The organism is Tuberibacillus calidus DSM 17572 (genome assembly GCF_000430685.1).
Taxonomy (GTDB): domain Bacteria; phylum Bacillota; class Bacilli; order Bacillales; family Sporolactobacillaceae; genus Tuberibacillus; species Tuberibacillus calidus.
On sequence record NZ_KE387196.1, the window covers coordinates 22,933 to 29,871 of the forward strand.

General features: G+C 44.5%; 7 protein-coding genes. 2 read left to right on the plus strand and 5 right to left on the minus strand.

Translation table 11 applies throughout. From position 1 onward, the window contains the following. Positions 1–171 precede the first annotated feature (171 nt). Together H532_RS0116350 and H532_RS20475 are read left to right on the plus strand one after the other, a co-directional pair. Entirely contained in the window at positions 172–711 is a 540-nt protein-coding gene (locus tag H532_RS0116350) for a transcription repressor NadR (protein ID WP_027726354.1), read from the plus strand. A gap of 251 nt (positions 712–962) precedes the next feature. Beyond that, positions 963–1,124: a hypothetical protein gene (locus tag H532_RS20475; RefSeq protein WP_155995085.1), complete on the plus strand. Its 162-nt coding sequence runs from the start codon at positions 963–965 to the stop codon at positions 1,122–1,124. 1,393 nt (positions 1,125–2,517) lie between these two features. Here the strand turns inward: H532_RS20475 and hpf are convergent. From hpf to flaG, 5 genes are all read right to left on the minus strand, one after another. Beyond that, a complete protein-coding gene (gene hpf, locus H532_RS0116365; protein WP_027726356.1) occupies positions 2,518–3,081 on the minus strand; it encodes a ribosome hibernation-promoting factor, HPF/YfiA family in 564 nt (187 codons plus the stop codon). Positions 3,082–3,502: 421 nt separating this feature from the next. Then, entirely contained in the window at positions 3,503–3,913 is a 411-nt protein-coding gene (locus tag H532_RS0116375) for a hypothetical protein (protein ID WP_027726357.1), read from the minus strand. After that, entirely contained in the window at positions 3,910–4,314 is a 405-nt protein-coding gene (gene fliS / locus H532_RS0116380) for a flagellar export chaperone FliS (protein WP_027726358.1), read from the minus strand. Before fliS ends, H532_RS0116375 begins: the two co-directional genes overlap by 4 nt. 101 nt (positions 4,315–4,415) lie before the next feature. Next, positions 4,416–6,281 carry a flagellar hook-associated protein 2 gene (locus H532_RS0116385; protein ID WP_038112813.1) on the minus strand — a complete coding sequence of 622 codons (1,866 nt, stop codon included), beginning with the start codon at positions 6,279–6,281 and terminating at the stop codon, positions 4,416–4,418. 94 nt (positions 6,282–6,375) lie between these two features. Further along, entirely contained in the window at positions 6,376–6,747 is a 372-nt protein-coding gene (gene flaG, locus H532_RS19245; RefSeq protein ID WP_051263394.1) for a flagellar protein FlaG, read from the minus strand. Positions 6,748–6,939: the final 192 nt, after the last annotated feature.

Sequence of the window (6,939 nt, forward strand, 5' to 3'; positions counted from 1 at the left end):
ATAATAAGATTGTGAAGAATTGAGCATATTATACCCAAAAAACTTTACATGTGTCTTACATTATATTGGCACACTCACTTTGAATTGACAACTGTTTTTACAATTTTTTTGTTTGCGGTGGGGCTGTTCCGTTATAATGGATAGCAGAATACGGATTTGGGGGTGTCGGAATTGCCCGACCAAGGGGATAAAATTTTAGGTGAGAAAAGGCGCAATCTCATTCTGTCATGGTTGAAAACCTCGAAGGAGCCGTTAACCGGCCAAGCCCTTGCCGAGAGGACGAACGTCAGCCGCCAAGTCATCGTACAAGACATTTCATTATTAAAAGCAAGCGGCGAACCAATCATCGCCACTTCTAGGGGTTACCTTTATTTATCTAATAAAATCGAACAGAAGCATCAAAAAATCATTGCCGTAAAACATACATATGAAGAAACCGCTGCGGAACTTTACACGATCGTTGACTTTGGTGTGACGGTGCAAAATGTCATCGTCGAACACCCGATTTACGGGGAGCTGACCGGCTCATTGATGCTTAAAAACCGCCACGAAGTCGACCAATTCCTTCACAAGCTGGAAGAGACTAAAGCATCACTGCTTTCGGAATTGACGGAAGGCGTGCATTTGCATACCCTCGAAGCCGACACGCCCGAGCAACTGGAGAAAGCGGCAGAAGCCCTTAGAAAACTGAATATCCTGTTGAGAAGCTAGGAGACGGCGGGGCATTTGACGCAAACAGCGGAAACGCCGACTCAGAAAACTGAATCTTCTATTGAAAAGCTAGGAGGATGGGGCACCTCTGTCCGCTTCACCATGGCCGGCCGGATATTCTATATTTTTACTCTGCTAAACCTATCGGCGAATGCAGAGCCTTCCTTGGCCTTATGTTGGACTGAAAATTGTATACTTTCTTACTAATATAAGAGAGTTCGGGCAAAAGAAAAAATATGGGGGTAGGAAAATTGGGGATCTTACTCATCTTATTACTAATTATGTGTGCGCCTTTAATTGTTAGATACTTTGAAAAAAAGAAAAATGAAAGGGAAAAATTCAATCATCAACTTAACGAACTTAGAGGCAAAGTGGATAAACTCATTGAGCAAATAGAGAAAGATAAACAATAAAACTTATTATGAATCTGAAAGATGACACTTGTAGTCGATCTTTCTCTTACTTTATGAAAAAACGGACATAGACCCGGTCCTTTATGGATTAGGAACATGCCGAGTTTTGCGTGCATGAGCTCCAGTTTTATACATTTTAGGTGCTTGTTTTTCCATTATCTGGAGCATCTGCTCATTTACACGACCTTACCTGCAGAAAAATGAGCATAAATTGTGTTTTTGCTCAATTTTTATGGCGATCTGCCTTGCAATTGTGCATACGCTCCAGTTTTTAACAAAATTAGCCGCGGTTTTTCCACATTATGGAGCGTCTGCTCATTTTCACAGCCTTCCATGCTGGAAATTGCGCATAAAAGCCGTTTTTGCGCATTTTCTATGCCGCTCTGCCTTAAAACTGCGCACATGCTCCAGTTTTTTACAAATTTAGCCGCGGTTTTTCCACATTATGGAGCGTCTGCTCATTTTCACAGCCTTCCATGCTGGAAATTGCGCATAAAAGCCGTTTTTGCGCATTTTCTATGCCGCTCTGCCTTAAAACTGCGCACATGCTCCAGTTTTTTACAAATTTAGCCGCGGTTTTTCCACATTATGGAGCGTCTGCTCATTTTTGCGGTTCTTCCAGCTGAAAAATGAGCATAAATGCGGTTTTTGCTCATTTTATATGCCGTTCTGCTTTGAAATTGCGCACACGCTCCAGTTTTTTACATATTTTACTGTGGTTCTTCCAGAATATGGAGCGTCTGCTCATTTTTGCGGTTCTTCCAGCTGAAAAATGAGCATAAATGCGGTTTTTGCTCATTTTATATGCCGTCCTGCTTTGAAATTGTGCATACGCTCCAGTTTTTTACATATTTCATTGTGTTTTTTCCAAATTGTGGAGCGTCTGCTCATTTTTGTGGTTCTTCCAGCTGAAAAATGAGCATAAATGCGGTTTTTGTTCATTTTATATGCCGTTCTGCTTTGAAATTGTGCATACGCTCCAGTTTTTTTACATTTCTAACTCTTATTTTCCTCAGTTACACTTACGCTTATGCTAGTTTACCGGTGCAAGCCTTTTGGGGTAAAGGCAAAGGCTTCGTTGCGATGTAATACCGTCAAAGCTGGTACGCCGAACGAGCTTTTAGAGTGAAGACCAAGCCTTCGTTGCCCTTATACTGGCCATAGTTGTAATCCTATTTTCACCAGTAAAAAACCGGCGCAGGTGATCCCGCGCCGGTTTGGTTTTATATTTGCCGCCAATCAGCCAAAAGAGCTGTGCACTCGGTACGTGTTGAACAATCAATCTATTCAGTGCGCCGTTGATGAAGCGCACGCCACGTCGTTCTTTCTACACATGCTTACCTCATGCTAAATGCGCTCAGGGCATCTTGGTCGGAGGGAATGTCACTTTTTGTCAGGATTCTTGCTCGATCAAACCGTACTTTCCGTCTTTCCGGCGGTAAACGACATTCGTTTCGCCGGTTTCTGCATTGGAGAAGACAAAGAAATCATGTCCAAGCATGTCCATCTGCAAAATCGCTTCTTCAACATTCATTGGCTTTAAGTTAAACCGCTTTTTGCGGACGACTTCGAATTCCTCTTCTTCCTCATCGTATTTCAGGTAAGTGGCATTCGAGCCGGAAACAGCCAATTGGCCTCCCTTTAAACTGCTGTGGAATTGTCGGCTTTTGCGGTTGATCTTCGTCTTGTACTTGCGAATTTGCCTTTCCAGTTTTTCCGCAACGAGATCGATGGCTGCGTACATGTCTTCATGCGCAACCTCCGCCCTCAAAAGAAGTTCTTGCATGGGAATCGTGACCTCAATGACCTGCTCGTTGTTATGAACATGCATGTTCACGTTCACATCGGTAGCAAGCGGTGTGTTGAAATACCTCTCCAATTTGGAGATCTTCTTTTCGGTATACTCCCGAAGAGGGGGGGTCACCTTCAAGTTTTCACCACGAATGTTGAAATTCATGAGAACTCCTCCTTTGCAGTTTATATAATATTTATTCGACACGGCTGGCCTTTATCCCTCTAACCCCCAACAAAAAAACTTTTTATTTCTTATCATAATATTTCGCAAGCAAGCCGTAAAAACTAGGGATAGCCTTGGATTCATCCTATTTATGCACTTATTTTCTAGCAAATAAACATCAAAACTTTTTTTGAGTTTCAAAGTCGAATAGCGTCGAAAAAAAGAAAAAAACGGGCGTTATGCCCGCGGAAAAATTTTCTTATAACAACTTCACTCAGGCATTGCCGAAGCCGTTCTGCGATATTTTTTCCACAGCGATGGGTGAAGCGTGTTCTTCCCTCGAAAGATTTGCCGCAGCCCAGTTTTTTAAAAGAAATGCCCCGATCGCCGCGGACGATGCCTAACCAACCCGCTGGAGGGATTATTTTCTTTGGTCGATAAACATACCATCCCGGGGTATGTTGGAGTAGGGATGGCGATAGTGTTGGCTTGTCCGCTGCTTTTGATGTAAAAGCTGGCGGCTTTGTTGGATTTTCAATAAAATTTGCCGCAGCCGTTCGGCGATGGCTTTTTCCAAGTCAATGAGCGAAGCGCGTTCTTCCTTCGAAAGATTGGCCGCAGCCCACGTCTTTAAATCGCCCTCGCTTTCAGCGGTATGTTGCAGGGCATCGATGACAGTCTGGCGTTCTGCGAGGAGGCGCTGGATTTTTTCAATAAAAGCATCTTCATAATGATTGCGGCCGTCCGCTTCTTTCAGATGGCTGAGGAGCGTTTCTGATTTCTCCGAGAGGTCGTTGACGAGCTGGTGAAAACCCGAGCTTTTGCCAGTCATGCTTGTCCGACCTTGCTCGTGCGGTGGTTTTGCTGCCGGGTAATCTGAATGACTTCCTTCCATGTATCGCGAAAACTGGTCACGAGTTCATCCACTTCATCCAAAATCGCTGTATCAGATTTGACATTCGCCTCAATCAAGCGGCGGTAAATGTAATCATAAAGCGGCAAAAGCTCCTTGGAAATCGGGATATCCATATTCAGGGTAACCATCAGCTCCTGAATAATTTTCTGGGCCTTTTGCAAATTCGTGTTTTTCGCTTCGTTATCTTTGGCTTCAATCGCTTTTTTTCCTTGATGAATAAATTTCAAACAGCCGTTGTAAAGCATGAGCGTGAGTTCTCCGGGTGTCGCCGTCAACACAGAATTTTGCTCATAGGCTTTATAAGGATTCGCTTTCACGGGCTCCCCTCCCATAGCTTAAAATCGAAACAAGCACAAACTTCCTAGCATAAGACCCTAACACAAAAGAAAGAGGTATCATCTCAGGCGGCTATGAGGGCTTATGCCCCGCCACCAAAATTGGACAAAAGAAATGCCCCTTGCATATTGGCTTGTTGGATCGCCTGCTCCATCGCGGTAAATTGCGCATAGTAACGGTCTTGGACGTCTTTTAAATGGTCCATCATGGCAGCAATGCGGTCATCGTATTCGTGGATCATCTTCCCGAGAGAATATTGATCATACGTGTACGTGTCTTTACCGGCTTTTTGGTACACATTGTCCATCGTCTTCTTAATCGTGTCTTTAAGTCTTTGCATGATGCCTTCATTATCATAGACTTTCGTACCTCCCGAGTCGCCACTATTTGTAAAAAGGTTCATGACGGCTTGCGGGTTTGCGGCGATGGCTGCTTTCAGCTTCGTTTCGTCAATAATGAGCTTGCCGTTTTCGGTATAATCCGAGGATGTGGTAATGCCGATGTCAGCAAGCTGGTCAAATGCCGAATCCGCCACACTTTTTACAGCGGAATAAATGTCCGTGCGCATTTGATCCAAGCCGGAACGCAAAATCGTATCATTGGCTAGCATTCCGCTCATCGCTTTTTCATTCCACAGATCAATATCTTTATCGCTCATTTCTTTTTTCTGGGCATCCGTAAGCGGAGGATAATCGCGATAGCGTTTTTCATTTAATTTATCGTTGATTTTTTGAATCGTATCGTTATATTTATCCACCCATGCTTTGATTTTATCGAAAACCGCGGAACTGTCGTCCGTGATGCTGACAGAGACAGGCGAGGTAAAATCTTTTTTTATCGTAAAAGTGACCCCGTTCACCGTGACCGTATTGGACCGGGAAGTGAGCGTTGCCCCATTCACTGTCAAGGTCGCATCCGCACCTTCTGCCCCTAGGGTTGAAAAGCCCAAATTCGTATTCAACAGCGTTCCGGATACGAATAGTTCAGGCGACGAGGTGCTTAAATTCCCTGTATTTTTGTTGGTTATAGACAAGACTCGGTTTCCGCCCCCATAAAAAGCAGTCACGTTCAGCCCTGAGCTGTTTATCGCATTAATCACATCGTTTAGCGTTTGATCGGCTGTAAAGGAAAAATTTTTCGTCACTAAATTCCCATTAGCATCAGCCGCCGTAATGGTTGCGCTAAGATCGATATTCGTTGCATAGGAATACGAGGCAATATTAATGGTACTTCCGGCAGCGAGTGTTTCGCCGAACGTCATTTCTCCAGTCGTCGCGTTGACGAACACTTTCTTCGTGCTCGGATCCGCATTATAGGCGTTTTCATCAAAATAAACGTTATATGTTCCCGTTACGGTTCCAGATGAATCTTTAACCTCCACGGTGTTTGAAAAACCGGTGCTTAAAAGGTACTGGTCGCCGAGGCTGAAGGTCGTGCCATCTGCCGCTACGGAAACGTCTTTGTTCACGACATCTACTTCCGTATAAGAAAAACTGCTGCCATTGGCCAAAGCTCCGCGATTTTCCCAAAGGCTCTTATTAGGATCAAAACCCGCGCCGAGCTGCGCGCTTTGTATACTGGCGGCTTTGGCCACTGTTCCACTCGTAATCTGATAGGAAGCGTTACCGGCATTTGTCGAAGCAACGGCAGACACCGCGGTTTCATCACTTGATTGCGCGGTTTTGGCGAGGTAGGACGATTGCAGTGTCATATCAAAGGTCGTATTATACAAATCAAGTAACAGGCTGTTCATGCTGCGGTAGTCGTCTTGCTGCCATTGGAGGAGCTGTTGCTGTTGCTTGAGTTGGTTCAGCGGCACTTCCTCCGCCTGCATGAGTTTCCCGACGATACTGTCAATATCGAGTCCACTCGCAAGGCCAAACATCCGGTTCGTATTGCCCGGAAGCAAAAATTGGGTGGTGGAGCTTGAACTCACTGGATCGGTCATGGCTATCCCTTCCTTTCACGCGTTCAACATCTCACAATCCATGTCCTGAGCGTTATTTATTAGGAATAAAAATTAAAGATTTTTTTCGTTTGCGTCATATCCGTTTATCGACTAAAAATCCGAGCAGTTCCAGCGTTGCCGCATGGGCATCCAAGAACTTTTTCGGCGGGATTTCTTTAATCACTTCATTTGTATCTGAATCGATGATTTGTACGTAGTACCTGTCCAATTTTTCATGAAAGGCAAAATGTAGACTCGTATGATGCGGGGAAATCAGCTGATTCATGATGTTTACGGCTTTCCGCATGGCTTCTTCCGTCGTCTTGCGTTCACCATCACTTTGCCCCATGCGGATGTCGGTCGATTTGTCATTTGGATTTTGAAAATCTTTGGCCGTTGTCCCCGTCGATTGTTGCAACTGAACGTCAAAAACTCCGGCAGAAGTGCGTGCGATTTCCGTAACCACCTGTCTAACCCCCAATAGAAAGGATAAATGATTCTCGCCTTTTATATCGACCAACCGCTTCATATTGTTTAGTTTTTTGGGAAAAGGTTTGGGGGTGGTATTTTCAGTGCTGGATGGGTTTACTAAGGGGGGACGTTCGATTGGTAGGTTAGGGTAAGGAGTAGAGTGCGTACATTCTCCAGTTCATTTCTT

Excerpts from the sequence above, each read along its gene's own strand:
- hpf (WP_027726356.1), bottom strand. The coding sequence starts at position 3,081 with ATGAATTTCAACATTCGTGGTGAAAACTTGAAGGTGACCCCCCCTCTT.
- H532_RS0116375 (WP_027726357.1), bottom strand. The coding sequence starts at position 3,913 with ATGACTGGCAAAAGCTCGGGTTTTCACCAGCTCGTCAACGACCTCTCG.
- H532_RS0116385 (WP_038112813.1), bottom strand. The coding sequence starts at position 6,281 with ATGACCGATCCAGTGAGTTCAAGCTCCACCACCCAATTTTTGCTTCCG.